The sequence below is a fragment of the Streptosporangium sp. NPDC049248 genome, assembly GCF_040678965.1.
Lineage (GTDB): Bacteria > Actinomycetota > Actinomycetes > Streptosporangiales > Streptosporangiaceae > Streptosporangium > Streptosporangium fukuiense.
In genome coordinates, this window is sequence record NZ_JBFAQY010000041.1 from 28,721 (window position 1) to 54,579 (window position 25,859).

Consider the following 25,859-nt stretch of genomic DNA (forward strand, 5'->3'; position numbering starts at 1 on the left):
CCGGGTAGCGGCAGCTCATCCCGACGATCGCGATCGGGTCGTCGGCGACCGGCGCGACCGTGGCCGGAACGGCCACGTCCTGCTCGCCCAGCACCTCGTCCAGCAGGAACTCCGCCAGAACGGCGGGCGTGGGGTGGTCGAACACCAGCGTGGCCGGCAGGCGCAACCCCGTCACCGCGTTCAGCCGGTTGCGCAACTCCACCGCGGTGAGGCTGTCGAAGCCCAGCTCGCGGAACTCCCGCCGGACGTCCACGGTCTTCGGTGAGGCGTGCCCCAGCACCAGCGCCACCTCGGCCCGCACCAGGTCCGCCAAGACCCGGACACGATCGGCGCGCTCCAGGCCGGCCAGCCGCCGGACCAGGGTGCCGTCACCGGCCGCGGTCATCGACGCCGCCGACCTGCGCGGGTCCCGCACAAGCCCGCGCAGCAGATGCGGCACCTCGCCATGCGCCCGCAGCGCCGCCAGGTCGAGCCGGACCGGGGCCACGACCGGCTCACCCGAGCCGACGGCCGCGTCGAACAGCGCGACCCCCTGCTCCGGGGCGAGCGCCGGCATCCCGGCCCGCGCCATCCGCCGCAGATCGGCCTCATCCAGCCCGCCGGTCATCCCGGCCTCCTGCGCCCACGGACCCCACGCCAGCGACAACCCCGCCAGCCCCTCGGCCCGCCGAAACTCCGCCAGCGCGTCCAGGAACGCGTTCGCCGCCGCGTAGTTACCCTGACCGGAAGCCCCGATCGTCCCCGCCACCGACGAGAACACCACGAACGCCGCGAGATCCATGTCCTGGGTCAGCTCGTGCAGATGCCAGGCCGCGTCCACCTTCGGCCGCAACACCGCGTCCAACCGCTCCGGCGACAACGACGGAATCGTCCCGTCATCCAGCACACCCGCGGTATGGATGATCGCGGTCAACGGATGATCGGCCGGAACCCGCGCCAGCAGACCCGCCACCTGATCGCGATCGGCCACATCACACGCCACGACCTCGACCTCGACCCCGTGCGCGACCAACTCCGCCCGCAACTCCACCGCGCCCGGAGCCTCCAGACCCCGGCGACCGGCCAGCAGCAGACGCCGCACCCCCCGCTCGGCCACCACATGCCGCGCGAACAACGCCCCCAGACCACCGGTCCCACCGGTGATCAGGACGGTTCCCTCCGGGTCCCAGGCACGGTCCTCACCCGGACCGGAACCGGACGCCACCCGCGCCAGGCGCGGCACCCGCATCTCACCCCCGCGCACCGCCACCTGCGGCTCACCCGAGGCCAACACCCCCGGCAACGCCGGTTCCTCATCCATATCCACCAGCACGAACCGGCCGGGATTCTCCGACTGCGCGCTGCGCACCAGACCCCACACCGCCGCCGCCGCGAGATCGGCCACCACCTCGCCGTCACCCGCCGCCACCGCGCCCCTGGTCACCAGCACCAGACGCGAATCGGCGAACCGGTCATCGGCCAGCCACGCCTGCAGCAGGCCCAGCACCCGAGCGGCCGACTCGTGAACCGACTCCGTCATCTCCCCGGCCGGGTCCACGACCACCCGCGTCAGCACCACCCCGGGTACCGGCCCCGCCTCCACCAGCGACGGCAGGTCCACATGAACCGGAACCGGATCCCCACCCGGCCGCCACGCGGCGACGACATCCGCCGCTTCCGAACCCAGCACCGCCACCGGCACCTCACCGGCCACGGCACGATCCGGCAGCGCCGTCCACTCCACGCGGAACAGCGCGTCCCGCCCGAGCCCCCGGCCGCCGGCGGCCGGCAGGTCATCGGCCGAGAACGGCCGCAGCGCCAGCGAGCGCGCCGACAGCACCGGCTCCCCCGCACCGTCCACCGCGATCACCGAGACCGCGTCGCCACCGGTCCTGGCCAGCCGCACCCGCAGCACCGACGCGCCACCGGCGTGCAGACACACCTCTTCCCAGGAGAACGGCAACCGGCCGCCCCCGGCATCGTCCAGCCCGGCGAACGTCACCGCGTGCAGCGCCGCGTCCAGCAACGCCGGATGCACCCCGAACAACCCCGCGTCAGCCACCTGTCCGGGCAAGGCGACCTCCGCGAACACCTCACCGTCCGCACCCCGCCACGCCGCCCGCAAGCCCTGGAACACCGGTCCGTAGCCCAGCCCGTCCTGGGCCAGCCGGTCGTACAACCCGTCCAGTTCGACCACCGACGCGCCCCGCGGCGGCCACACCGTCGTATCGAACACCGTCGTATCGAACACCGTCGTATCGAACACCGTCGTATCGAAGCGCGTACCGGCCACATCGCTCAGCCCAGCGGTGTGATCACTGCTCGCCAGCACACCGCCGGCGTGCCGTGCCCAGTCATCGTGATCTTCGGCCTCCACCGGCCGGGTGTGAATGCTCAGCTCCCGGCGGCCGGCCCCGTCCGCAGGTCCCACCCGCACCTGCACCGTGACGGCGTCGTCCTCGCCCAGCACCAGCGGCGCGGTCAGGGTCAGTTCCTCCAGCACGTCACAGCCGACCTGGTCACCCGCCCGCACGGCCAGCTCGACGAACCCGGTGCCGGGGAACACCACCAGCCCGCCCACCCGGTGATCGGCCAGCCACGGGTGCGACCTCGGTGACAACCTCCCGATCAGCAGCGCCTCGTCGGAGTCGGCCAACCCCACGGCGACGCCCAGCAGCGGGTGCCGGGCAGCCGTCAGGCCCGCCGTCGTCAGGTCTTTCACCCGCGATCCCGCGCCGTCCGGCCAGAACCGCTCACGCTGGAAGGCGTAGGCGGGCAACTCCACCCGGCGGGCGCCGGGGAAAACCGCGTGCCAGTCCACCGGCACCCCGCGCCCGTGCAGGGCGGCCAGCGCCGACATCACCGCGCGCTGCTCGTCCCGGTCCCCGCGCAGCGCCGGCACCAGCACCTCGTCCGGCTCCCACCCGGAGTTCTGGGCGCGTAGCCGCGAATCCGGCGTCGAGCCGGTGTCGCGCGGGTTCGCTTCGGCGGCCAGGGTGTCGGCCGCCATCGCGGTCAGCACCCCGTCCGGGCCCAGCTCCAGATACGCCCGCACACCCTGGGCGCGCAGGGTGCGCACCCCGTCGGCGAACCGGACCGCGCCACGCACCTGGTCCACCCAGTAGTCCGGCGAGCACAACCGCTCGGCCGTGGCCGTCTCCCCGGTCACGTTCGACACCACCGGAATCCGCGGCGGGTCGTAGGTCAGCGTCCGGGCCAGGGCGCGGAAGTCGGCCAGCATCGGATCCATCAGCGGCGAATGGAACGCGTGCGACACTCGCAACCGGCGGGTCTTGACCCCTCGCTCCGCCAGGACGGCGGCGATGTCGAGAACCGGCTGCTCGGCCCCGGAGATCACCACCGAGGCCGGGCCGTTCACCGCCGCGACCGACACCTCGCCTTCGTGCCCGGCCAGCAACGGCTCGACGTCCTCCTCCGAGGCCTGCACCGCCACCATCGCCCCACCGGACGGCAACGCCTGCATCAACCGCGCCCGGCCCGCCACCAGCGCGCACGCGTCCTTCAGTGACAAAACCCCCGCCACATGAGCCGCGGTGATCTCCCCGATCGAGTGCCCGGCCAGCACATCCGGTTTGACACCCCACGAGGACACCAGCCGGAACAACGCCGTCTCCACCGCGAACAGCGCGGGCTGCGCCCACCCGGTCCGATCCAGCAACCCCGCCTCAACCGTGCCCGGCTCGGCGAACAACACCTCACGCAACGACCCGCCGAGCAACGGATCCAGCTCCGCGACCACCTCGTCCAACGCCTGCGCGAACACCGGGAACCGCGGGTACAGCTCCCGGCCCATCCCCGCCCGCTGACTGCCCTGACCGGTGAACAACACCGCCAGCTTGGCCTGCCTGCCGCGGCCCTTGATCACTCCGGCGGCGGCGCCGCCGTCCGCCAGCGCCGTCAATCCCGCGCGCAGCTCGGCGCGATCGGCGGCGAGAACCCCCGCCCGGTGCTCGAACGCCGACCTCGTCGTGGCCAGCGAGAACGCCACGTCGACCACGGCCGTCTCGGGCACACCGTCCAGGTGCGCGAGAAGACGCGCCGCCTGGGCACGCAGCGCCTCCTCCGTCCGGCCCGACAGCAGCACCGGCACCGCGCCCGCGTCCGAGGGCGCCCGATCCTCCGCGGGCGCGTCCGCCTCGGCCCGCGGCGCCTCCTCCAGCACCACGTGGGCGTTGGTGCCGCTGACCCCGAACGACGACACCCCCGCCCGGCGCGGCCGCCCGGTCTCCGGCCAGGACCGCTGCTCGGTCAGCAGCTCCAGCACGCCCGCGGACCAGTCCACCCGCGACGACGGCGTATCCACGTGCAACGTCTTCGGCAGCACCCCGTGCCGCATCGCCATGACCATCTTGATCACACCGGCCATGCCCGCCGCCGCCTGTGTGTGACCGATGTTCGACTTCACCGAACCCAGCAGCAAGGGCCGATCCCGGTCCTCGCCGAACGTGGAGACCAACGCCTCGATCTCGATCGGGTCGCCCAGCGTCGTCCCTGTCCCGTGCCCCTCCACCACGTCGATGTCCGCCGTCGACAGCCGCGCGCCGGCCAGGGCCTCACGGATCACCCGCCGCTGCGACGGACCGTTCGGCGCGGTCAGACCGTTCGACGCCCCGTCCTGGTTCACCGCCGAACCCCGGATGACCGCCAGCACCTGGTGCCCGTTACGCCGCGCGTCCGACAGGCGCTCCAGCACCAGCACGCCCACGCCCTCCGACCAGCCCGTGCCGTCGGCGCCGTCGGCGTACGCCTTGCATCGCCCATCGGGCGACAGGCCGCCCTGGCGGTTGAACTCGATGAAGGTGCTGGGCGTCGACATGACCGTCACGCCGCCCGCGAGCGCCAGGGTGCACTCGGCCATGCGCAGCGAGTGGGCGGCCCAGTGCAGCGCGACCAGGGACGACGAGCAGGCCGTGTCCACCGTCACCGCCGGGCCGACCAGGCCGAGCGTGTACGACAGCCGGCCGGACAGCACGCTGTTCGCCGTGCCCGTGAGCCCGAAGGCGTCGATGTCGTGCGGCAGGGTGTCGCGGTAGTCCGGCGACATCGCGCCGACGAACACCCCGGTCTGGCTGCCCCGTAGCGCGGCCGGGTCGATGCCCGCCCGCTCGACGGCCTCCCAGGAGGCTTCGAGCAGCAGCCGCTGCTGCGGATCCATGCCCAGCGCCTCCCGGGGGGAGATGCCGAAGAAGCCGGCGTCGAAGTCCGCCGCGTCACGCAGGAACCCGCCGGACAACGACTGCGGGACGGCGCCGCCGTACTCCTCCCGAAGCCGGTCAAGGTCCCAGCCACGGTCGGCGGGCGGCTCGGATATCGGATCACCGCCCTCTGTGAGCAGGTGCCACAGGTCCTCAGGCGATGACACGCCGCCCGGGTACCGGCAGGTCATCCCGACGATCGCGATCGGCTCCAGGTGCTGTTCTTCAAGGTCGTGGACGCGTTGCCGGGTGCGCCGCAGATCCGCGGTCGCCCGCTTGAGGTATTCCCGGAGTTTCGCTTCGTTGTCCATATCAGCTCAACCCTTTTCGACGACCGGCACGAACTCATCAACTCGGGCGATCACAACGCCGCCATGTGCGCTTCGCCGGCGGGAACACACGGATCCGTGGCTGGCAGGAAGGTACGGGGGCGAGAGGTCAGGGGTTTGGCGCCTTCACCGACACCGCGCGCCACACCATCCGGCCTCATATCGCCGCGTCGAGTTCACAGGCTCCATCCACATCGGCCCAGTCTCAGCCCGGCGCTCCCTGAAAATCATTAGTAACCGCGGCACCGTCCCGGCCGGTCACCTTCCCGACATCGGCCCTGTGATCCGGCGGGTGCGCGGGCCGTAAGCCCAGGTGGTCCGTGACTCTGGGGAAATGACCAGCGCGCGGGACCTTACGCTCGCGCAATGGCCGGTCAGCTTCAGATCACATCAGAGTTGTCAGACTACGTTCACGAGATGTCGTCACGGGAGGACGAGATCCTCCGCTCCCTCCGGGAGGAGACCGCGGCCCTGCCCGCGGGCAGGGCGATGCAGGTCATGGCCGAGGAGGGGCAACTGCTGGGACTGCTGGCCCGGCTCACCTCCGCGCGGACCGTGCTGGAGGTCGGCACCTTCACCGGCTACAGCACGCTCTGCCTGGCCCGCGCGGTCGCCCCCGGAGGCCGCGTCATCACCTGCGACATCACCGAGCGGTGGCCCCGCTTCGGAGCGCCCTACTGGAGACGAGCCGGCGTGTTCGACCTGATCGACCTGCGGATCGGCGACGCGTCGGACACCCTCGCCGCACTGCTGGTCGACGAGGGGCCGGGGTCGGTCGACCTGGTGTTCATCGACGCCGACAAACCGAACTATCCGAAGTACTACGAGGCCGGCCTCGCGCTGCTCAAGGACAACGGGCTCATCGTGGTGGACAACACCCTGTTCTTCGGCAAGGTCGCCGACCCGGCGGCACAGGACGCGGACACCGACGCCATCCGCGGGTTCAACGCCCTCCTCCGGGAGGACCGCCGGGTGGACATCTCACTGCTGCCGATGGCGGACGGCATCACCCTGGTACGCAAGAAAGGCCCGGCGGAACCGCCCTGCTAGGCGACGGGCGAAGGACTGAGGACATCTGAGAACCGGATCTCGGGTGAGGACCCGAGATCCGGTGCGATGAGGTCCATCGTGGCGGGCGGGTCCTGCGGCGTCGGGACGAGGTGAAGCCTTTCCAGGCCGCCGACGTCGGAGACGGGCAGCCTCTCCAGACACGGACAGGTCTCGCCGCCGAACCCGCTGAACCGGTAGGCGATCTCCATCATCCGGTTGCGGTCGGTCCGGCGGAAGTCGGCCACCAGGTGCGCGCCGGCGCGCGCGGCCTGGTCGACCAGCCAGCGCAGGATCACCGCGCCCGCGCCGAAGGACACCACCCGGCACGACGTGGCGAGCAGCTTCAGGTGCCACACCTCTGTGCCCAGTTCCAGCAGAATGACCCCGACCGCGCCGTGCGGCCCGAAACGGTCGCTCAACGAGGTGACCAGGACGTGGTGCCGGGGGTCGTCGAGCAGCCGGACCAGCGTCTCCTGTGAGTAGTGCACGCCGGTGGCGTTCATCTGGCTGGTGCGCAGGGTCAGCTCCTCGACGCGGGCGAGGTGCTCCACGGTCGCGTGCTCGATGCGCATCACCAGGTCGAGCGAGCGGATGAACTTCTCGTCCGGACCGGTGAAGCCGGACTTCGCGGCCTGCCGCCGGAAACCGGCCTGGTACATCTCCCGCCGGCGCCGGGCGTCCTCGGTCACCGTCTCCGGGCTGAACTCCGGCAGTCCGGCCAGCTCCGCGACCTGATCGGCCGAGTAGCACCGTACGTCGGGAAGATGGAACGCCACCTCGGCCCGCTCCGCGGCCTGGTCGTCCACGAACGCCACCGCGCCGTGGGCGAAGTTCAGCTCCTCCGCGATGCGCCGGATCGAGCCGGACTTGGGCGACCAGCTGATGTGGGGCAGCACGAAGTATTCCGCGATGCCCAGCTCCTCAAGCTTCGCCCAGGCATGGTCATGATCGTTCTTGCTCGCGACGGACTGCAGGACGCCCCGGGAGTCGAGCACCCGGATGAGTTCACGGACGGACTCCGGCAGCCGGACCTCGTCATCCTCCAGCAGGGTCCCCTGCCACAGCGTGTTGTCCAGATCCCACACCAGGCATTTCACCATCGCGGTCTTGTCGGGCACCTGTCCTCCTCGTCTCGGTCAGCGCGACTGCGCGACGGCGTGCTGGGCGAGAATGAGCTGGCAGATCTCAGTGCTGCCCTCGATGAGTTCCATGAGCTTCGCGTCCCGGTAGGCCCGTGCCACCACGTGGCCGTCCTGCGCCCCCGCCGACGCCAGCACCTGTACGGCCGCCGCCGCGCCGCGTGCGGCCTCGGTCGAGCCGACGTACTTGGCCAGGACCGTGGCGATCACCATCTCCGGCGACCCCGCGTCCCAGCAACGGCTCGCGTGCTCGCAGACCCGGGTCGCCGCCTGCTCGGCCGCCATGAGTTCGGCGAGGTGGCGGGCCACGAGTTGGTGCTCCGCCAGTGGCCGGCCGAACTGCCGGCGGGTCCTCGCGTGCGAGCCCGCCGCCGAAAGGCAGGCACGCAGGATTCCGACGCAGCCCCAGGCCACCGATATCCGGCCGTAGGCCAGCGCCGTGGTGACCAGCAACTGGAGCTGCTGTCCGCCGCCGCCGAGCACGGCGCTCGCGGGCAGCCGGACGGCGTCGAGGCTGACGTCGGCGTGCCCGGCGGCCCGGCAGCCGCTCGGGTTGGGCACCGGCCGTATGGTGACTCCCGGAGCGTCGGCGGGCACGACGACGGCGGCGCCGGCGTCCCCGTACCGTCCGAATACGACGATCGAATCGGCGTAGCGGGCCACGGTGGTCCACGCCTTCCGCCCGTCGACCACCACCGTGTCGCCGTCGGCGCGTATCTCGGTGGCCATCGCCGTCACGTCGCTGCCGGCGTCACGTTCGCTGAAGGCGACGGCGGCCAGCTCGCCACCGGTCAGCCTGGGCAGGTACTCCTGCCGCTGGCGGGCGTCACCGAGCCGCCTGATCGTCCATGCCGCCATTCCCTGTGACGTCATCACACTGCGCAGGGAACTGCACAGGCTGCCCACGTGTGCGGTGAAGGCGCCGTTGTCCGAGCTGTCCGCGCCGATGCCGCCGTATTCGACCGGCACCTCGGCGCACAGCAGGCCCTGCTTGCCGAGGGCCCGGAGCGTCTCGCTGGGGAGGACGCCGGCGAGGTCCCAGGCCGAGGCCTGGTCCCCGACCAGCTGTGTGACCCCTTCGCACGCGTCGGCGCGCCACTCAGCCACGATCCGCCACCGGTGTGTCGAGCAGCCGCAGCACGAGGGACGTCATCTGCTCGACGGTGCGGAAGTTGTCGAGCTTCAGGTCCTCCCCGACGATGGCGATGCCGTACGCCTGTTCCAGGTAGACGACCAGTTCCATGGCGAACATCGAGTTGACGAGCCCGGAGGCGAACAGATCCTTGTCGACGGCGACGTCCGTCTTGATCCGCTCTTCGAGGAACCCCCGGATCCGCCGATGGACGCTGTCGAGGGTCGGCTGGACCATCTCTTCTGATTCCGTGTTCACGAGAGCACCTTCTCGTAGTCGTAGAAGCCCTTACCGGACTTGCGTCCGAGATGTCCTGCGGCCACCTTTTCCAGTAGCAGCTCACAGGGCTGAAAACTCGCGTTGCCGGTGCGCTCCCACAGCATTCGCAGCGCGTCGGCCAGGTTGTCCAGTCCGATCAGGTCGGCCGTGCGCAGGGGTCCGGTGGGATGCCCGAGGCAGCCTCGCATCAGGTCGTCGACCGACTCGGCGGTGGCCACGCCGGCCGCGACGATCCGCGCCGCCTCGTTGATCATGGGGTGGAGGAGCCTGCTCGTGACGAACCCCGGGGCGTCCCGGACGACGATCCCGCGGCGCCCCATCCGCGCCAGCAGCCCGGTGACCGCGGTCATGGTCTCGTCGCTCGTCCGGTCGCCTCTGATCACCTCCACCATCGTGATCAGGTAGGCCGGGTTCATGAAATGGATGCCGACCAGCTCGTCCGAGCGGTCGACGAATCTCTCCAGCTCCCCTATCGGGATGCCCGAGGTGTTGGAGACCAGCGGCGTGCCGGTCTTGACCAGCCTCGACACCTCGCCCAGCACTTTCGCCTTGATCTCGGCGTCCTCGGTGACCGCCTCGATGACCGCGGTGGTGCCGGCGACGGCCTCAAGCTCCGTGGCCGTCGCCAGAGCGGCCACCGGCCCCTCCGCCGGCACCACGCCCATGAGCCGCGCGTGCCGGAGCTGGGTGTCGACACGGCGCCGGGCGTCGGCGAGCCTGTCCTCCGACACGTCGACGAGCACGACCGGGATACCGTGGCCGATCGCCACGACGGCGATCCCGGTGCCCATCACCCCGGCCCCCAGAACCCCCAGACGAGCATCTTCCACTTCACTCATCCCTGAGCCTCACATAACGGTTGGAGTTTGCCGGTACCTGTGTTTCATTGATCGTTTCTCCTCATACGCCCTGACACAGGGACGGCCGGACGGTCGTATGAGAGCTCCGGTGAGCTCACCAGCTCGATGCGAGGATGAGGTCTCCGAACTCCCGCTCGCGCGAGGCGTTCTGGAGATCGGACTCCACCATCATGTGCATGAGTTGCTCGAAACCGACGGTCGGCTCCCAGCCGAGTTCGGCCTTGGCGCGACTCGGATCGGCGCAGAGGGTCTCCACCTCGGCGGGACGCACCAGCCCCGGGTCGATGACGACGTGGTCCTGCCAATTCAGTCCGACGTACTCGAAGGCCATTCGTACGGCGTCGTGCACCGAGTGCATGCAGCCGGTGCCCACGACGTAGTCGGTGGGTTCGTCCCGCTGCAGCATGAGATGCATCGCGCGGACATAATCGCCGGCGAACCCCCAGTCACGGACCGCGTCGAGATTTCCCAGATACAGCTTGTCCTGCAGGCCGAGTTTGATCTGGGCGACACCGAGGGAAATCTTTCGCGTCACGAATTCCGCGCCCCGCCGCGGCGACTCGTGGTTGAACAGGATGCCGGAGACGCCGTACATGTTGAACGACTCGCGATAGTTCCGGGTGATGAAATGGCCGTAGGTCTTCGCCACCCCGTAGGGGCTGCGCGGGTGGAAGATCGTCGTCTCGTGTTGCGGACTCTCCACGACCTTGCCGAACATCTCCGAGGACGACGCCTGGTAGAAGCGGATCTGACCACTGCTGTCGTTACGGGACTTGTCCAGCCCGCACACCAGGCGGATCGCCTCCAGCGTCCGGAGCACGCCCATGCCGTTGACCTCGGCGGTCAGTTCGGCCTGCTGCCAGGACATCGGGACGAAGGAGATGGCGGCGAGGTTGTACACCTCGTCGGGCTGCACCTTGTCCACCGCCGTGACCAGACTCCCCTGGTCGAGCAGGTCTCCGTTGACGAACGACAGGTCGCTGACAAGCCGGCTGATGCGGGACTTGCGGGGATTGGCCTGCCCTCTGATCAGTCCCCAGACCTGGTATCCCAGGGACAGCAGATGCTCAGCCAGATAGGAGCCGTCTTGACCGGTGATACCGGTGATCAGCGCGCGCCTGGACATGCACTTTCCTTTCAGGACCGCGGACGAGTAATCCGATCGGACACCATCGCGACCGCGAGGACGCTGACGGTGCGCCCACGGCGGGAATCGAGCCTCCCCGGGGCCGACGGCCCGCGAACGCTACTCATCGACCCAGCCGTGTGTCCGGGCGAGGTCGACGAGGCAGCTGCGAACGCTCAGGATCTGCTCCGCCGTCATCGTCGGCACGGCCGCGAGCACGGCTTCCGTGACCTCCCGCGTCAGGTCCTTGGCGGACAGCACGTCACAGAAGCCGGTGTCGTTGCCCTGACGATCGGATGCGGGGGTGGCCGGTTCCCGTGACGCCGTCGCGATCGACGTGGGTGTCGGTGTGGGCTTCGGCATGGGGGACAGAGGGAGACTCGGTCCGCCGGGCCGGTCGAGCATGCGGACCCGGGATGCCTTCAGCCCCTTGCCGCCGTTCTCGACCAGGAATTCGACCCGCGTGTCGATCGAGATGAGACGCTTGTCGCCATCAAAGTCGTTGACATGCATGAAAACATCTTCACCGCCCGGGTCCGGAGCGATGAAACCGAACCCGCGAAATTCGTCGAAGCTGATGACCTTACCCGTTACCATGACCACACCTCACCAGGACCACGCTCCTCGAAATGAGGAGTCCTGCCAGTAGAACCACCTGTCACGACCATCTGGGATTCGCTCGCGGATCACCCGGGAGTCGAATCTCCGACGACACGGCACATAGGCTCCCGCTCGTTTCGGGAACCGGCCGGATAAAGCTATTCGGCTATCTTGGTGCGTTCGGACCATTGGAATACCGGGAGATTCTCTCCCTCGATCGTCAGAAACTCGCCGTTGTGCACGAAGTGCTCATATCCTGCACCGAGGAGAATCTTCACCTTCTCCTGCGGATTTACCGGCTGTTGGGCGCGACCACAAGCGAACAAGCGCTCCGGCCCACCGGTGAGTACAATTTTTGCACTGGTCACGATGACACCTCCCTTACCATGGCGGTCCTCTGTGGAACGCGATCGGGAACGGCGGCGATTTTCCGGCGAAGTCGGCCGGCACTATCCGGTCGAGATCGCTTCGGAATCGCTACGGCAGAACAAGATAAACATCGTGGAGCAGTCGGGTCGAAGGCTCTCCACACCGGCGCCGCCGGTCGCTCCGAACACTGCTCTCCGGCCGCTTGACTACGCGGTCAGCCAGATCACCGCGTTACCGCCGGCCGCTTGCATGGACTTATTTCACGAATTCCGGCAGGACCCGGGGCGGCCAGGAGCCGAGCCGGAAGATGCCCATGGAGTATGCCTTGGAGACCAGGGCCGGGCGGTTGCTGGCCTTCAGCTTCCGCAGCAGCGTCGTCACGTGGTATTCCACACCGCCACGGCTGAGGTACAGCATCGACGCGAGCTGCACGGTCGACACTCCCGCCGCGACCCCTTCGATGACGCGCGCTTCCATGCTGCTCAGCAACCGCTTCCGCCCGGTCAGCAGGTCGTCGCGTTGCTCCCGGTCGGACCGCACCAGCACCATGATGCTCTCGACGTGGCCGGCCTCGTCGTGCAGCGCGATCCCGGTCAGCTCGCCGCCGAGCACCGTGTGGTCCGGCCGTACGGCGACCATGCGCTCTTCGAAACGAGCACGCTGTTGGTCCGTCAGACGGGCGAACTGCTGCCCCATCTTGTCGCGGACGCTCGGGTGTAACAGCTCACAGAACGCCCGCCCACGAATGTCGGCCAGGGAACGTCCGAACTGCCGAGTAAATTCGAGATTCGCCTCGATTACCCTGGTCGCGTGGTCGAGATTCGCCACACAAATCCCTGACTGATCAAAAAAAGAACGGTATTGATCTATGCTGTCAGTGGGTTGACCGACCAGGAAAAAACCTTCTTCCTCATCGACCAGGGCGGCTCCGGCACCAATGCTCATCTGATGACCATCCCTCTCCTCCGGTAGACCAGGCGATGCTCCGGTAAATTTGGAGTAACGGCTGAATCCACTTATTACTATGATATTAACCAAGCGGAAAGCGAGTCAACATGGGCCCGGCACCGGCGGTGAAAGACTGTGGTGTGCAAGGCGGTTGGTTCGGAGCTTGCGGTGCGGTCTCCCGATCGCGTTCGGTACCGAACTCCGCGTGCTTCATAAGGTGGTTCGCGCCCCGTTCCAGGAACGTTCCATGAATCGGGATACACGGTTTCACGTGGACAGATGGCAGCACGGCGGGTATCCGGAAATGATGTGCCGCGATCCGGGTCGCGCCGGGCCGGCGAACGGCGACACGCGCCGCCGCGGGGCGGTTCCTTTATGACCGAGCCGTCAGCTGAAATATATTCGCACGGCCTTTGTGTGGCTTATTCGCCCGCGTTCCGCGCGCTCAACTCTTCGACGAGCGCCGCCCGGCCGTTCACCCCGAGCTTGCGATAGGTGCTCGTCAGACTTTTTTCGACGGCGCGGCGGGTCACGCCAAGGGAATCGGCGATCTGCTGGTTCGTCCAGCCCTGCAGCACGAAGGCGACGACCGTCTCCTCGGCCTTGGTCAGTTCAACGCGTTCCGGCGCGACCAGCCGCAGCGCCGGGCCGTTCAGTTCCGAGTCCTCATCGCCCTCGCCCCATGAGACACCGCGTTCCCGGGCGGCCCGCCTGCCCTCGGAGATGAAGTACTCCGCGTCGTCGGAGCCCTTTTCGGCAAGCCTTCTGCCGAGAATCGTGAGCGTCCGGGACAGCTCGATCCGATCCTCCGAACAGCGAAGCGCGTCGGCGGCCTGCCGGAGAAGGCCGATGCCCTCCTCACCTGGGGTGATCGTGCCACGCAGCCGCAACGCGCGGCCGTATGCCGCGGGTGCGCCCCATGCCAGCGCGAAGGCGTGCTCCTCGTCGGCAAGCTCGGCCGCCACCTGCGCGCGCCCGAGCCGGTGGTTCATCGCCGCGGCCCACACGCGCCAGGGGTACAGCGCCGTGTTCGTCCATCCGCGGCGCGACAACTGCTTGCCGCTGTCGAGGAACCTGTCCAGCGCGGCAGCCAGATCGCCACGCACCGCGTCCAGCATCCCCCGCACCATGCGATGCGCGACGACCACGCGAAGGTCGCCGCTCTCCGGACTCGTACGGATCACTCGTTCGCCCAGCTCGACGTCCCGCGTCTCGAGCGCGACCATGGCGAGCGTCCAGATGGACAGCGTCGTCGCCTCCGGCCAGGCCGGGTCGGCGTTGTCGACCACGCTCAGCGCGGTGCTCCTGGCCTGGGCCAGATGCCCGGACGCACGGAGGATCGCGCTCCGCTCCGCGTTGACCAGCGCGGTGACCCCGTCGAGTTCCTGGCGCTGAGCCTGGTCCCGCACCGCGTCCAGCCACTGGGCCATCGGTGCCGCCGCGTCGGCGAGGACAAGGGCCGGGACCAGCAGCGGGAGCGCGGTGTAGGCGTGCCCGGCGCGCTGCGGCTCTCGCTCCAGGACCCGGGTGGCCAGGGAGGAGATCTCACCGGCCGTGACGCCGCCGGTGACGGCCGCCGCGTACGCGAGCACGGCCAGCAGCTCGCGCCCGGCGCCGCTGGAGAGCGGCACATCCGTACCGAACCCCCGCAGCCGGTCGACCGCCGCGCCGAGATGCGCGGCGTCCTGGACGCGGAGATAGCGGGTACGGGCTTCCAGCCGCAGGCCGAGATCTCCCCGGGCGTACGCCGATCCAAGATCGTGGAACCGGTACGCCACGTCCTGGACGAGCGTGCCCAACGACGGGCTGACCGCGCCGAGCGCGGGCGGGATCCACAGTGCCGCCGCCGCGCGTTCCGTCTCCGAGGTGAGCATCGGCACGGCCTGCGCGATGTGAGTGACCGAGGACGCGAGGTCGAACCCCCGCTCGGCGGCGGCCAGGTCGACCAGGCGCCGGCCCCGAGCCTCGCTGTCGGGTGGGCAGTGCAGCAGCGCGTGCCGGAGGTAACGAACCGCCTCCCTCGCGGCACCGCGTTCGAGTGCGGCGCCGGCGGCCGCGCGCAGGGCGTCGATCTCCCACGGCTCGTACCCGGAGGTGACCAGCAGGAGCTGGTCGGCGACGTGCTCGGCGGGGTGCCCGGCATTGTGCAGCAGCGTCGCCGCCCGGCGGTGCATCACCGCTCGCGTGTTGACGCTCATCTCCGATTCGATGCCGTACCGCACGCTCTGGTGAACGAATCGCGGGAACTCTCCGCCGGCGAGCAGGCCGAGGCGGTCCAGGGTCTGCACCGCGGACTTGTAGTCGATGCTGTCCAGGCCGGCGAGTTCGCTGATGAGCTCTGGCTCCGCCAGGTCTCCGAGCACGACCATCGCCCGCGCGAGATCCCGGACGATCGCGGGCTGGATGCCGAGGCAGAACATGCGCCGGTCGCGCAGGAACGGCTGGCTCGCGGCGCGAACCTCACCGGCCCGCGGCGAGACGGGCTGGAAGCCGGCCGTGTGCAGTCCGCGAAGCATCGCGGCCAGTGAGGCGGGATTCCCACCGGACACCTCATGACAGGCCTGGGCGAAGTCAGGATCACACGCCTCCCCGAACTGCTCGCCGATCAACTGGCGCACGCCCTCCGTCGACAGCGGCATCGGATACAGCGTGCGAGCCGCCGAGGCGGCGATCTCCCTGAGCAGCGTGTAATCGGAGGCCTCGCATTCCTCCGAGAAGGCTCCGGCGACCAGAACTCGCGCGCCGTCCAGACGCTTGGCCAGGTACGCCAGCCAGCGCAGGGACGGCGCGTCCACCCACTGGAGGTCGTCGACCATGATCAGCAGGGTTCTGTCCTTGCTCAGATTGACGATCAGCGAGTTCAGCCCCTGCAGGATCGCCTCCTGCCCGAACGACCGGTACGGGCCGATGGACCACGCCCCGCCGAGGAACATCCCCCGCACCACGCTCGCCGCGCCCCGGAAACAGGCCGCCCAGTGGGCCTCCGGCACTTCGGCCACGAGCGGCTCCAACAACTGCTGGGCGATGCCGAACGTGAAGTCCTGTTCGAGCAGCGTGCCGCTGGCGCGCAGGACCCGCGCGTGCGGGGTGGCCGCGTCGGCGAGGGAGCGCAGCAGGGCCGACTTGCCGACACCGGGCGAACCGATGACCGCCATCATGGATCCGGCGCCCGCCTCGGCCGCGCGGACCGCCTGCTCCGCCCGGGCCAGCTCCTTTCCGCGTTCCAGCAGCATGGAATCAGTCACCCACGTTCCGCGGCGCCGGGATCGGGGCCAGGAGCGAGGCGAGCTCGTTGCGGCTGGTGACGGCGAGCTTGCGGTAGACCCCGGTCAGCCGCAGCTCCACGGTTCGGACGCTCACCGACAGGACGCTCGCGATGTAGGCGTTCGAGCGGCCCGCGGCGGCCAGCCCGGCGATTCGTTCCTCCTGGGCGGTCAGCAGATGCCTCGTTTCGTTCGGCGTCGACGCTCTTTCCTCGACGGCTCTCTCGGTGACTCCACCGGAAGGTGCGGGAACCCTCCTCGTGCTCTCCCCAGGCGGCCTCGGCGCCCCGGGACGCTCCCCCGACACCGCGGTCAGCTCGGCCGACGCCCTCGCGTAGCAGCCGCGCGACACCGAGTCCCGCAGGACCCGAACGGCGCGTTCGAGTTCGCCCATGGCCTCGGCACCGCCCAGCACCCGCGACGCGTACAGATGCGCCAGCCCCAGCGTGCTGGGGGCGCCCCACTCCCGCGCTCGCTCCACCGCCTCCATCGCCAGTCGCCTGGCGGCCTCGGTGTTCCCGCACGCGTTGTGCGCCACGGCGGCCACCGATCGCCAGGACAGCATCGCGGGATTCGTCCACCCCCTGGCCAGCAGGAGACGCCCGCACTCGTTGACGTCGCGCAGCGCGGTCTCCGGATCGGCCAGTTCCATGCGCACCTTGGCACGCGCGTACAACAGCATCGCCCAGGCCGCGCCCTGGTCCGCCCCCGAGGGCAACCTCTGGGCCAGCACCCGCTCCGCTTCCTCCACGGACCGGTCGGCGAGGTGCAGGCACGCCTCCATCGCGACGAAGTAGGGAACCGCTCGCGGGTGCCACGAGGTGAGCGGCAGCTCCGCCCGTGCCGCCTCGAAGTCACACACCGCCTGCCCGAGGTTGCCCCGCCGCATCTCGCATCGGCTGCGCTGGATCAGCGCCAGCGCGGCCGGCGCCCGTGCGCCGCAGCGTCGAGCGTCGGCCAGGACCTCGTCCAGCCCGACCACCGCCTCGGCCACCTCGTCGGCGAAGAACAGCGCCCTGGCGGCGTAGATCCTCGGGCCGAACGGCTGCTCCTCGCCCTTGGCCTGGAAGGCCGTCCTGGCCAGCTCCCGCGCCCGGGACATGCGCTCGCCGCGGGCGGCCAGCATCCAGGCCGCGATGCCCGCCTGGACAGGATCCTCCGACCGGTCAGGCGGGTCCGGGAAGGACGGCACGGGCAGCACCGGGTCGGTCGTGCAGTCGTTCTCCGCCAGCCAGCCGATGGCCGCCAGCGACCCGAGATCCGCTCCCCTCTCCTCTCGCCGCGCGTAGGCCGTCGCGACGGCGCGATAGGTGGCGGACGCGTCGCCCCTGGAGTTGAGCAGGTCGGCCGCCCGTACGAGTGCCGCGACCGGCACCTCGGGGCCGCTGTCCAGCAGCACCTGCTGGAATCGCCGGTCGCTCGTCGCCGGGCTGCGCTCCACCTCCGTCATCGCGAGCTCGATGAGCAGCCGCTGCCGCTGCTCGCCCGCCGCAGGCTCCCGCAGCGCGCGGCCGAGCAGGGCGGCGGCACCCTCGTGATCGCCATCGAGACGACGCCGCCTGGCCACTCGGCGCAGCAGGTTCACCACCCACTCGGCGCCGACCGGCCGGGCGTTGAGCAGCAACCGGGCCAGCCGGTCCTCCGGAATCGCCGCCCGGTACCCGAGCTCGACGGAGCGCGTCGCCAGCGCCTGCCGCTCCCCGACGTCCATCCCGGCCAGCGCCATGTCGGCGATGAGGGGGCTGACCGGCCGCGGGTCCTCCCCACCGGTCACCAGCCCCAGTCGCACCAGGACGGACAACACCTGCTCGGGAAACATCGTCCTCGGCGACGCCAGGGACGTGAGCAGGTCGAAACCGAGGCCGTTCTCGCAGACCGCCATCGCGCGGAGCAGCGCGAGGGCGTCCGCGGGCAGGCGGGACAGGGACCCGGCCACCCGGTCGCCGCTCACCTCGGCGGCCCGCTCCAGCAGGACCGGGACGTAGCGCGCGGCGGGCGGCAGGGAGGCGTGCGCGAAATGGTCGAGTACCGCGAGCAGGGCCGCCGGGCTACCCCCCGTGGCCTCGGTGGCGGCGGTCACGAATGCTCCGTCGACAGGCCCGGCGTACCGGGAGGCGATCACCTGCCGGACCCCGCGCTCCCTCAGCGGCGGCACCTGGATCACGCTGTGCGGCACCGGTCCGGGCCCGGTGGCCGATCCGACGACACCGCCTTCGCCTTCGCCGAGGGCCCTGGCCTGAACCAGGAGCATCGGAACGCCTCGCAGCCGGTGCGGCATGGCGGCCAGCCACGCCTTCGATTCCTCGTCCGCCCACTGGGCATCGTCCAGGGCGATCAGCAGCGGATGCTCCCGGGCGAGCGCCACGAACTCCCCGCACAGCGCCGGGATCAAGGCCGCGGCCGGCTGGTCTTCCACCCACAGCCGCCGTGCGAAGGCCGGATATCCGGCGCCGGCCAGCCCGGAGGTGATCTGCGAGACGACGCCGTAGCGGAGATCGGCCTCGGCGGGCGAGCAACGGGCGAGGACAGCCAGCAATCCGGCCTCCCTGGCGCGCGCGACGGCCGCCCTGAGCAGGGCGCTCCTTCCCGTACCCGGCTCTCCGAGCACGGTCGTCATGCCCGGCCGTCCGAACTGAAGCTCGGCCACCTGCCTGCCCAGCCGGCGTATCTGCCCCTCCCGCTCGGCCAGGAACTCCGGTGCGGCGTCCCTCCAGCGGGCGCCCGGGTCCGTGACGCTCACCGGCCATCCGGGGGCCGGCCGCCATGTGCTCGGCACCGGCTCGCCCGCGGTCGACGAGGCCGCTTCGGAACCCCCGCCGGAGTCCGCCATGACACGGGAACGGGCCGAAGGCCGCCGGTGGTCAACGCCGCCACCGGGATTGGGGAGCTCGGCCACGATCGCATCGGCACCACGGGCGGGCAGAAGGATCGTGCTCCTCGGTCCAACCGGTCCGGCCGTGACCCCGGTTCCGACTCTGTGTCCAGTTCCGCTGGGCATTCGCACCTCAAATCGACGATGCATGCGCCTGAGCTCAAGCACCCCAATCGCCTATTGAGCAGACCCTAGTCATCTCCATGTTTGTTTGCAAGCGTTTGGCGTTGGTTTGCCTGTGATTACCTTTATTTGTCTGCGATCCCTCCCCTGGCCGTTTCCGGCGCCGTGACAGCGGCTGCGACATGAAGCCGATGATCCGTTGAACGGCCGCTCACAAGCCGGTACGCCCTCTGTCCGGCCACTGCCCGATACCGCGACCTCGCCCGGAGATCAGGGATCGCGGAGGCACGCGAGGGCGCCGACGGCCCGCTCACAAAGGGATGTTGGTGTGACGGCCTCGACGTACCGGAGCGGCGGCCAGCGCCTCGCCGAGCCGCAGCCGGGTCCACGCCGGATCGATCACCTCGTCGACGACGCCGATGCCCACCGCCCTGGCCACGCCCCCCGCGATCCTTTCGTGCTCCGCGGCCAGGCGGGACAGCAGCGCCTCGCGCTCGTGCTGCGCCACGGCCGCGAGCTTCTTGCGGTGCAGGATCTCCACCGCCGCCTTCGCCCCCATGATCGCCACCTCGGCCTCCGGCCACGCGAGTACGGCGGTGGCGCCGAGAGACCGGGAGTTCATCGCGATGTAGGCGCCACCGTAGGACTTGCGCGTGACCAACGTGACCCGCGGAACACTGGCCTCGGCGAACGCGTGCAGCAGCTTCGCGCCTCGGCGGACCACGCCCTCCCACTCCTGCCCGACGCCGGGCAGATAGCCGGGGACGTCGACCAGCACGAGCAAGGGCACGCCGAACGAGTCGCACATCCGGACGAATCTGGACGCTTTATCCGAAGACAGCGAGTCGAGGCAACCGCCCTTGCGCAGCGGATTGTTCGCGATCACTCCTACCGTCCGCCCGGCGAGCCTGCCGAACCCGATCACCATGTTCGGCGCCCATTTGGGCTGTAACTCAATGAAACCGGATGCTCCGTCCTCCTCGTCCAGAATCGCCTTGACCAGCGGGCGCACGTCGTACGCGCGCCTGGGCGAGTCGGGGAGCAGGGCGCGCAGTGGCTTTTCCTCCCGCACCGAATCCAGGTCGACGAATCCCGGCTTCGCCAGCAGCGTGACGATCTGGCGGGCGCGGGCGAAGGCGGCCTCCTCGGATTCCGTGCCGATGTGGGCCACTCCTGACTTCCGGCCGTGCGCGTCCGGGCCGCCCAGGCTCTCCATGTCGATCTGCTCGCCGGTGACCGACCGGACGACGTCCGGGCCGGTGACGAAGACGCGGGCGGCATCAGACATGATCACGATGTCGGTCAGCGCCGGACCGTAGGCCGCGCCGCCCGCCGCGGGGCCGAGCACAACGGACAGTTGCGGGATCTCACCCGAGGCACGGACCATCGCGGCGAACATCTCCCCGATCCCGTGCATCGCCGACACGCCTTCGTTGAGCTTCGCGCCACCGGAATGCCACACGCCGATCACCGGGCAGCGTTCACGCACCGCGAGATCAATGGCATTGACGATCGGCGGGCACTCGTCGACCCCGATCGCGCCACCCTTCAGCGTGGCGTCGGTGCAGTAGACCACCACTCTCGTACCGTTGATCCGCCCGTAGGCGACCGCCACCCCCACGCCTTCGCGCCGGTAGACGATCTCAAGTGAGCCGGCATCCAGCAGTTGTGACATCCGAACCATCGGGTCACGCCGGTCAAGGCTCGGCTCGTCTCGGTCCACCACGGCCAATGTAGGAAATGTCATCACTCACCCCTGCGAATCGCCCGTTGTCCGAGCCGCAAGTGAACCAGGAGCGGTATCGAGAAAACCCTAGTCTTGGCCCGCCCGCCCCGGAACGACCGGCGCCCGCGCCCCCTCCGCGCGTGCGCCGCGAGCCCCGCGTCAGGGCAGCCGGCGCAGCCCTTCGTGCACACGCATGATCAACTCAACCGACGGCCGGCCGTCGACCTCCGCCGGAGGGTGCGCCCTGAGCAGGTTCCAGCCGATCGAGTCGCTGATCAGAACGAGGACCACCCCGATCGGCAACCTGAGGCGACCGGCGATCTCGATCACGGCCATGGGCTCCCGGCACATGCCGAAGATCCAGCGATATTCCTGAGGCAGCGCGGGGTTGTCGGCTCGCAGGGCGCCCTCGGGCGTCACCGAGATCAGCGAGTCGATGCGCAGCAGGTCATCACCGCGGGTACGCCCCCCGGTGAGAACGTACGGCCGCGCTTTGACCGGCAGCGACTCCTGCGGTTGCTCCGCGAGGTACGGCCTCGGCGGGCCCTGGTCCGCCACCGGCACGGGGCCCGCATCCGGGGAGGTCCCGTGGTGATCGCCGTCGTCGGCCCGCGGCTCCGGTGGATCGCCGAGCGCTCCTTCCCGCGTGACGTCGACGGCGGTGGCGTCGGCCTCCAGCGCGTCGTCGTCCGCCCCGTCCTCGATGGGCTTGGGCAGGAACTGGTTCTCGGCCCAGGTCTTGTAGTCACCCCAGCCGCCGAAGGCGAGAGGGTGGTACTTCGGTCCGTCGGCCTCTCGCCGTTGTCGCCTCCTGCGGGACATCGCGGGGATCTCACCTGCTCTCGAAAGATCGCGCGATGGCCGGCGGTGAGCATGTCTCCGAGCTCACCGCCATCCCCTACCCCCGCGATTTCGTCGCGCGGTCGTTGCCACCGCGAAGGTCTGCTGATTGTCTCCGCCGATTCCTAGGCATTTGCGCAGTGTTCAGCGAATCCGGTGGCGAGCAGGAACGCTTCGCGCGACGGCACTGCCGGTCGGTTCCTGGTCGTGCGTCGATCGAGCCGGCCCGGCCTGCGATGTCACCCGGCCGCCGGCGTGTTCCGGCCCGCCTTGCCGAGCGCGTCCAGCGCCCACCCCAGGTCCGTTCGGCCGCTCACGCCCAGCTTGCGGAAGATGCTGGTCAGATGGATCTCGACAGTGCGCACCGCGATGCGCAGGGTGCGGGCGATCTCCCGGTTGGTGGCACCGGTCGCCGCGAGTTCCGCGACACGCCGCTCTCCCATGGTCAGCACGTCCTTGACCCCGCCGGCCCCCTGGTACATCCAGCCGCCCGCCGCGACAAGCCGGTCGCGCGCCTTCGCGGCCGGCGCGCGAAACCCGCACCGCACCGACAGATACACGGCCCGGCGGAAGTGCCCACGGGCCCCCTCACGGTCGTCCATCCGCAGCAGCGCCTCGCCGAGCAGGCTTTCGGCCCGAACCAGGTACCAGCGCGCCTGGGTGTTCGCCAGCGTCTCCACCGCCTCGGTGAGCGTCTCCACCCCCTCGCTCCCTTCGGTGATCGCCCCCCTGGCCAGCAGGGCGAATCCCCGAGCGGACGCGTTCCCCCAGGTCGCGGCGAGTTGCTCACCGTGCTCGACGAACCCCTCCGCCTCGCTCCGGCGGCCCAGGTCGGCGAGCAGACAGGCCACGTCCAGCCACCACGGCGCGAATATCGGATTCCTGACACCGGCCTCGGCGAGCAGCGCGCCACAGGCGGTCAGCGACGACAGCGCGCCTTCGTGGTCGCCTCGCGACACCGCCAGGTACGACCTCGTCATCAGCACCCGTGGACAGTCGAGAAGGGACTCCTCCACGTCCCGCGAGGTCATCTGGCCGAGCACGAAGGCGGCCTGGCCGATGTCGCCTCGCCGGGCGAGCACCGCCGCCAGAGCCGTCCGTGGCGCCGTGACGCCTTTCGACCACGACCACTCGTCCGCCAGCTCGACGGCCCTGGTCGCGTCCATCAGGGCCCCGTCCAGGTCGCCCGCCTCGGCCAGGATCCACGACCGCGTGGACAAGGCCGTCGCCCGGCCCCAGGCGTCCCCGTGCTCCGTGCCGCGCGCGATCATCCGGTCCATGGCCCGAACCGCTTCCTCAACCTCGTCGGCGAGCGAGAGTACGTACGCGGCGGCGCCGAACGCCCAGCTGCAGGGAGTCTCGTCCGCACCGCTCAGCGCCTGGCGGGCCGGCACAAGACAGGCTTGGGACGAGAGTCCGGACATCGCGGAGATCATCGATCGCACGGCGAGCAGCTCGCGCTCGCCCACGGTGTGCGCCTCCGGTATCGGCATCGCCATCACCCGCTCGGAGATCACCCTGTTGGTGGACCGGCGGTTCCATCCGATCAGCGACAGCGCCGACTCGACCATCGTCCGCAGCCCATGGTCGCCGGCGCCCACGCCGTCGAGTTCCGCCAGGATGCCGTTCAGTATCGAGACCGCCTCCGGCTCCCTGCCGAGGGGCGGCGCGACCTTGGCCAGCTGGACCGCGAGGCGCGCCCTCCCCCGTACGTCACCGGTCTCCTCGATCCCACTACGGAGCATCGCGTACGCTCCCGACGGATCGTCATGTCCGATCAGCCGCGCGAAGTCGGCCTGCGCGTCGATGTCGGCGGGATCGGCCACCACCACACGGCCCAGGTAGCGCGCCGCCATCCCCAGTGACCCGTCCCGCTCGGCACGACGCGCCGCCTCACGAAGCACATCCCGCATCCAGGGCTCGGGAAGCCTGGGCAGCAGCACCAACTGCGCGCTGATCTCCTCGGCCGGCCGGCCACCGTCGTTGAGCAGCCGGGCGGCCAGCTCCCGCCACCGGTCGAGCGTGGCGACCGGCATGCCGCTCAACACCATGGTGCGTACATGATCATCGCTCAGCTCCGCCAGGTCGGCCTCGATGATCTCCTCGTCGCGCAAAATGTCGATCACGGCGGCTACCAGCGGCTCCGGCACCCCGGACAGCATGCCCAGCAGTTCCGCGTCGGCCTGCCCCAGCACGGCGCGGGCCTCCACGACCTTGCGCACGTACTCGGGCTGCCGGTCGAGCGTCGCCAGCAGTCGCCCGGCGAAGAGCTCGGCGCCGAGTTCACCGGCCCGGAGCGCACCCCGGGCATCAGGCGACACCCCCTCCTCACTCAGGTGTGCGAACAGTCTCGCGAGAAGTGCTGGATTGCCCCGGCAGACGCTGTTGCACGCGCGGACGAACGGCTCCTCCGGCACGGCGTCCCACCACCGCCGGGCCATCTCTCCCGCGTCCTCCTCGAACAGCGGCCCGAGGTCGACGGTGCGGTGCCCGCGCGCGGCGAAACCGGGAATCGCCCCTCGCCGGTTCGGCGGGCCGGAACGACGCTGGGCGAGCAGGACGAGCAGCGGAAGGTAGTACCCGCGGTTCATCAGGAAGTCCAGCCATACCAACGACTCTTCGTCACACCACTGCGTGTCGTCGAGCATGACGACCACCGGTCCTGACGCGGTCGCCTCCATGACGCGCCGGAGCAACCGGTGTGACAGCGGCGCGGTGGCGTGCTCGTCATGGAGCGGCGCCCCGCCGAACAGGCTTTCCGCGGCGTGCCAGGGCAGACCGGCCCCGGCGGGCGAACAGGAGCCGCGCAGAATCGTCACCCCGGCGCACCGGGCGTACCGCTCCAGGGCGTCCAGCAGGGCGGTCTTGCCGGACCCCGCAGGTCCCCGCATCAGGATCATGCGTGCCGGCCCCTGTCCGGCCTTGTCCAGCCCGGACACCAGCGTGCCCAACTCCGCTTCCCGGCCCACCAGCCTGGTCTCGCCATGGAAGATCCATCCTGACATGGTCACCATCCCGCTTCACGAGTAGCCGCGTTCCGCATCGGTCAGGCCCGGAAACATGCTTCGTTTCGGCCAGCCCGAAACCCGAACACGGAGACCGGCTCCGCACGACACTCACCCGAGCCGGTCCGGGAATCGATCGCGCGTACCGTTCCGATCGAGCGTCGGCCCCGCTCAGCGGACTTCCGCACCGCCCTTCGCGCTTCATCGGGGTCACAGGTCGTGCGTTGTGCGGCATCGGGCCGTGGAGTGGCGGCGGGAGCGTCCCGTACGGCGGGGGCACTACGGGCACGAGATCCTCAGCCGTCAGGATGAAGTGGCGGCCCGAAGAAGGGACGCCCGGCGCCGGAAGGCCGCGGACGGCCGCGACGCGCGGTCCGCGGTGTCGTCGAGACCGCTCGCGCGTTCCGCGAAGTGGTCGCCCGCGGACAGGAGCGCCTGGCGATGGTGGGCGCACCCGATGTCGACGGCGTGCGCGGCGCCCGTCCCCGCGCCGACGTGCCGCTCGACCGGCTCGCGCGGCATGGGTCGGACACGATCACGCCTCAGGGACGTCGCGTGCCGCCGGATCGGCCGTTTTCGCCGCCCGTACGGCCGGCCCCGCTGCGGCCGTGTCCGAGCCCGCGACCGGGGCGGGGCCCGGTAGCCGTACGGGGCCCGCCCCCGGTGCACCCGGCCCGCGGCGCGGCCTGGGCTGATGCCGAAGGCCGCGCAGCGTCTCGGACAGCGTCACGGTCACCTCACGGTGAGCATGCCGTGGGCGGCGACCGGCTCGCCGCCGCCGACACGGATGCGCACGGGTACGCCCTGCCGGATCACCGCCCCGGCGAAGATCTCGGCGAGGCGCGCCCGCAGGCCCCGCGAGGCGACGGCCGCCGTCCCCTCCGGCATCTGTGGCCTCCTTTCAGGGCTCGATGGTGACCTTGATGGCCTCGCCCCTGCTGACGATGTCGATCCCCTCCAGAACCTCCGCGAGCGGCAACCGATGCGTGATCAGATCGGAGAC

The 25,859-nt window shown here is 70.2% G+C and carries 17 protein-coding genes (1 of these 17 cut by a window edge); 1 reads left to right on the forward strand and 16 read right to left on the reverse strand.

What is annotated here, in order from left to right; translation table 11 throughout:
• Positions 1-5,506: the 5' end (the start) of a type I polyketide synthase gene (locus AB0K21_RS41270; RefSeq protein ID WP_364158039.1), read on the reverse strand. 23,429 nt of this gene lie to the left of the window's left edge; the window shows 5,506 of its 28,935 coding nt (coding positions 1-5,506); it begins with the start codon at positions 5,504-5,506; its stop codon lies beyond the left edge, outside the window.
• A gap of 435 nt (positions 5,507-5,941) precedes the next feature.
• Between AB0K21_RS41270 and AB0K21_RS41275 the strand changes: the two genes are divergently transcribed.
• Positions 5,942-6,574 carry a class I SAM-dependent methyltransferase gene (locus AB0K21_RS41275; RefSeq protein WP_343980665.1) on the forward strand — a complete coding sequence of 211 codons (633 nt, stop codon included), beginning with the start codon at positions 5,942-5,944 and terminating at the stop codon, positions 6,572-6,574.
• Here AB0K21_RS41275 and AB0K21_RS41280 read toward each other — a convergent pair.
• The 15 genes from AB0K21_RS41280 to AB0K21_RS41350 all read right to left on the reverse strand — a co-directional run bounded on the left by AB0K21_RS41280 (position 6,571) and on the right by AB0K21_RS41350 (position 25,744).
• A complete protein-coding gene (locus tag AB0K21_RS41280) occupies positions 6,571-7,692 on the reverse strand; it encodes an HAD-IIIC family phosphatase (protein ID WP_343980668.1) in 1,122 nt (373 codons plus the stop codon). The two genes, AB0K21_RS41275 and AB0K21_RS41280, sit on opposite strands and share 4 nt — an antisense overlap.
• A gap of 18 nt (positions 7,693-7,710) precedes the next feature.
• Positions 7,711-8,820 carry an acyl-CoA dehydrogenase family protein gene (locus tag AB0K21_RS41285; RefSeq protein ID WP_364158044.1) on the reverse strand — a complete coding sequence of 370 codons (1,110 nt, stop codon included), beginning with the start codon at positions 8,818-8,820 and terminating at the stop codon, positions 7,711-7,713.
• The gene (locus tag AB0K21_RS41290) at positions 8,813-9,103 is read right to left on the reverse strand and encodes an acyl carrier protein (protein ID WP_364158047.1); all 291 of its coding nucleotides are present in this window, start codon (positions 9,101-9,103) and stop codon (positions 8,813-8,815) included. The genes AB0K21_RS41285 and AB0K21_RS41290 overlap by 8 nt, the downstream gene beginning before the upstream one ends.
• On the reverse strand, positions 9,100-9,954 hold the full coding sequence (locus AB0K21_RS41295) for a 3-hydroxyacyl-CoA dehydrogenase family protein (RefSeq protein ID WP_343980677.1): 855 nt from the start codon (positions 9,952-9,954) through the stop codon (positions 9,100-9,102). Before AB0K21_RS41295 ends, AB0K21_RS41290 begins: the two co-directional genes overlap by 4 nt.
• A gap of 124 nt (positions 9,955-10,078) precedes the next feature.
• The gene (locus AB0K21_RS41300) at positions 10,079-11,110 is read right to left on the reverse strand and encodes a GDP-mannose 4,6-dehydratase (protein WP_343980680.1); all 1,032 of its coding nucleotides are present in this window, start codon (positions 11,108-11,110) and stop codon (positions 10,079-10,081) included.
• 120 nt (positions 11,111-11,230) lie between these two features.
• Positions 11,231-11,707: a cold shock domain-containing protein gene (locus tag AB0K21_RS41305; protein WP_343980683.1), complete on the reverse strand. Its 477-nt coding sequence runs from the start codon at positions 11,705-11,707 to the stop codon at positions 11,231-11,233.
• Between the two features lie 161 nt (positions 11,708-11,868).
• Positions 11,869-12,078 (reverse strand): DUF5988 family protein, encoded by a 210-nt coding sequence (locus AB0K21_RS41310; protein WP_343980686.1) that lies wholly within the window; start codon positions 12,076-12,078, stop codon positions 11,869-11,871.
• 256 nt (positions 12,079-12,334) lie between these two features.
• Positions 12,335-13,024, reverse strand: a complete 690-nt coding sequence (locus AB0K21_RS41315) for a PAS domain-containing protein (RefSeq protein WP_343980689.1) — start codon at positions 13,022-13,024, stop codon at positions 12,335-12,337.
• Between the two features lie 425 nt (positions 13,025-13,449).
• Positions 13,450-16,272, reverse strand: coding sequence for an AAA family ATPase (locus AB0K21_RS41320; protein WP_343980693.1), 2,823 nt, complete (start codon positions 16,270-16,272; stop codon positions 13,450-13,452).
• Complete coding sequence (locus AB0K21_RS41325) at positions 16,265-19,030, reverse strand: LuxR family transcriptional regulator (protein WP_343980695.1); 2,766 nt, start codon at positions 19,028-19,030, stop codon at positions 16,265-16,267. Before AB0K21_RS41325 ends, AB0K21_RS41320 begins: the two co-directional genes overlap by 8 nt.
• 565 nt (positions 19,031-19,595) lie before the next feature.
• Positions 19,596-20,969 (reverse strand): carboxyl transferase domain-containing protein, encoded by a 1,374-nt coding sequence (locus AB0K21_RS41330; protein WP_343980712.1) that lies wholly within the window; start codon positions 20,967-20,969, stop codon positions 19,596-19,598.
• A gap of 201 nt (positions 20,970-21,170) precedes the next feature.
• Complete coding sequence (locus tag AB0K21_RS41335; RefSeq protein ID WP_343980698.1) at positions 21,171-21,833, reverse strand: DUF742 domain-containing protein; 663 nt, start codon at positions 21,831-21,833, stop codon at positions 21,171-21,173.
• A 257-nt stretch (positions 21,834-22,090) separates the two neighbouring features.
• Entirely contained in the window at positions 22,091-24,856 is a 2,766-nt protein-coding gene (locus AB0K21_RS41340) for an AAA family ATPase (protein WP_364158055.1), read from the reverse strand.
• A gap of 303 nt (positions 24,857-25,159) precedes the next feature.
• A complete protein-coding gene (locus AB0K21_RS41345) occupies positions 25,160-25,378 on the reverse strand; it encodes a hypothetical protein (RefSeq protein ID WP_343980703.1) in 219 nt (72 codons plus the stop codon).
• Positions 25,379-25,588: 210 nt separating this feature from the next.
• Positions 25,589-25,744 (reverse strand): hypothetical protein, encoded by a 156-nt coding sequence (locus AB0K21_RS41350; protein ID WP_343980706.1) that lies wholly within the window; start codon positions 25,742-25,744, stop codon positions 25,589-25,591.
• Positions 25,745-25,859: the final 115 nt, after the last annotated feature.

Excerpts from the sequence above, each read along its gene's own strand:
- AB0K21_RS41275 (WP_343980665.1), top strand. The coding sequence starts at position 5,942 with ATGTCGTCACGGGAGGACGAGATCCTCCGCTCCCTCCGGGAGGAGACC.
- AB0K21_RS41300 (WP_343980680.1), bottom strand. The coding sequence starts at position 11,110 with ATGTCCAGGCGCGCGCTGATCACCGGTATCACCGGTCAAGACGGCTCC.
- AB0K21_RS41305 (WP_343980683.1), bottom strand. The coding sequence starts at position 11,707 with ATGGTAACGGGTAAGGTCATCAGCTTCGACGAATTTCGCGGGTTCGGT.
- AB0K21_RS41315 (WP_343980689.1), bottom strand. The coding sequence starts at position 13,024 with ATGAGCATTGGTGCCGGAGCCGCCCTGGTCGATGAGGAAGAAGGTTTT.
- AB0K21_RS41330 (WP_343980712.1), bottom strand. The coding sequence starts at position 20,969 with ATGGTTCGGATGTCACAACTGCTGGATGCCGGCTCACTTGAGATCGTC.
- AB0K21_RS41335 (WP_343980698.1), bottom strand. The coding sequence starts at position 21,833 with ATGTCCCGCAGGAGGCGACAACGGCGAGAGGCCGACGGACCGAAGTAC.
- AB0K21_RS41340 (WP_364158055.1), bottom strand. The coding sequence starts at position 24,856 with ATGTCAGGATGGATCTTCCATGGCGAGACCAGGCTGGTGGGCCGGGAA.
- AB0K21_RS41345 (WP_343980703.1), bottom strand. The coding sequence starts at position 25,378 with ATGCCGCGCGAGCCGGTCGAGCGGCACGTCGGCGCGGGGACGGGCGCC.
- AB0K21_RS41350 (WP_343980706.1), bottom strand. The coding sequence starts at position 25,744 with ATGCCGGAGGGGACGGCGGCCGTCGCCTCGCGGGGCCTGCGGGCGCGC.